This is a genomic window from Mesopusillimonas faecipullorum (genome assembly GCF_020539505.1).
GTDB lineage: Bacteria > Pseudomonadota > Gammaproteobacteria > Burkholderiales > Burkholderiaceae_B > Mesopusillimonas > Mesopusillimonas faecipullorum.
Genome location: NZ_JACDXW010000024.1, coordinates 1 through 1,280, shown reverse-complemented (window position 1 = coordinate 1,280; position 1,280 = coordinate 1). Strand labels below are relative to the sequence as shown.

Below are 1,280 nucleotides of genomic sequence, written 5' to 3'. Positions count from 1 at the left end.
GAAGGGCACCTCGAATAACCCGAGGTTTTCAGTGAATCCCACCGCGCAATGATGACGGCGACCGCGTTCGGTCCAATTTCTCTGGCAACCCACCGTATTTCTCGGCGGAGTTGCCCCCTTTTTGCCTCGAATCGCCCCAGGCATCGGCGATTCGGCCCATTTTGGGCGTCAGAAGGCCTCGATTCCGGCCTTCCGGAAGTAGACCAGCCGCTTCAGGTTGTAGCAGGCGGCCATCATCGTCATCGCGAAGCTCGCTCGCGCCTGGCCGATGGTGCGCAGCAACTTGCCACCCATCTGCTCGAGGGCGCCGAACACGTGCTCGACCCGGGCGCGCGTTTTGGCGATGCGCTGGTTACGCCGCTGCTGGCACTCGGACAGCGGCTTGTTACGCTTGCCCTTCCTCTGGATCTGATTCCGGAAGCCCTTCTCTTTGAGCCAGGCTTCACGCGCCTCGGACGGGTAGCCCCGGTCGGCATAGACGTCCCGACTCGTGTTGCCCGCATCGAAGACGTTGTCGAAGTGCTGGCTGTCGTGCGTACTCGCCGTGTCGGTCTCGATCCGGCGGATGATCTTGTACTTCTTGTCGACGTTGATCGAGAGCTTGTAGCCGAAGTGGCTCTTGCCGTGCTTCTTCGTCCAGGTCGCGTCGATGTCCTTCTGGCGCCGCTTCGCAGGCTTCCAGTCGGCGGGCATCGCACCTTGCTCGATCAGTTCCTTCTCGCCTCGGCTGTTGTGCTGCTTGGGGGCGGGGACCAAGGTCGCGTCGATGATCTGACCGCCTCGCGCGATGAAACCCTTCCTGAGCAGCTGCGCCGAGACACCGTCAAAGAGCGCCTTGGCGCCCGCTTCACCGATCCGGTTCTCGAAGGTCCATACCGTGGTGCGGTCCGGAACGTTGGTCGCGTTCGCCAATCCGCAGAAGCGCTTGTAGCTCATCCGGTCGAGCAACTGGTACTCCATCTGCTCGTCGGACAGGTTGTACAGACGCTTGAGCACCAGGATCCGCACCATCGTCTCGGTCGGGTACGGCGGACGCCCGCCCTGCGCGCTCACCGGGCGCGGCGCAACCTTATCCACCTCGGCCGCCAACGACGCAAAATCGATGTGCGACTCGATGTCGGCCAGCGGGTCGCCCAGCGAGTCGATCTTCTTGCGGTGATGCTCGTCGGCGAACAGGTCGGTCTTGATGGCGGTGCGTGGTTTCATCGGTGCAGGCTGCGGGGTTCAGGACGTCGTAATTTTACCAAGGGCGGGCGAGGCGGAGGTTTTTCGAGGCGCCC

The 1,280-nt window shown here is 62.8% G+C and carries 1 protein-coding gene; it reads right to left on the bottom strand.

Annotated elements, in window-relative coordinates; translation table 11 throughout:
- Positions 1–168: 168 nt before the first annotated feature.
- The gene (locus tag H0484_RS15025; RefSeq protein WP_106685115.1) at positions 169–1,206 is read right to left on the bottom strand and encodes an IS5 family transposase; all 1,038 of its coding nucleotides are present in this window, start codon (positions 1,204–1,206) and stop codon (positions 169–171) included.
- Between the last annotated feature and the right edge of the window lie 74 nt (positions 1,207–1,280).

Excerpts from the sequence above, each read along its gene's own strand:
- H0484_RS15025 (WP_106685115.1), bottom strand. The coding sequence starts at position 1,206 with ATGAAACCACGCACCGCCATCAAGACCGACCTGTTCGCCGACGAGCAT.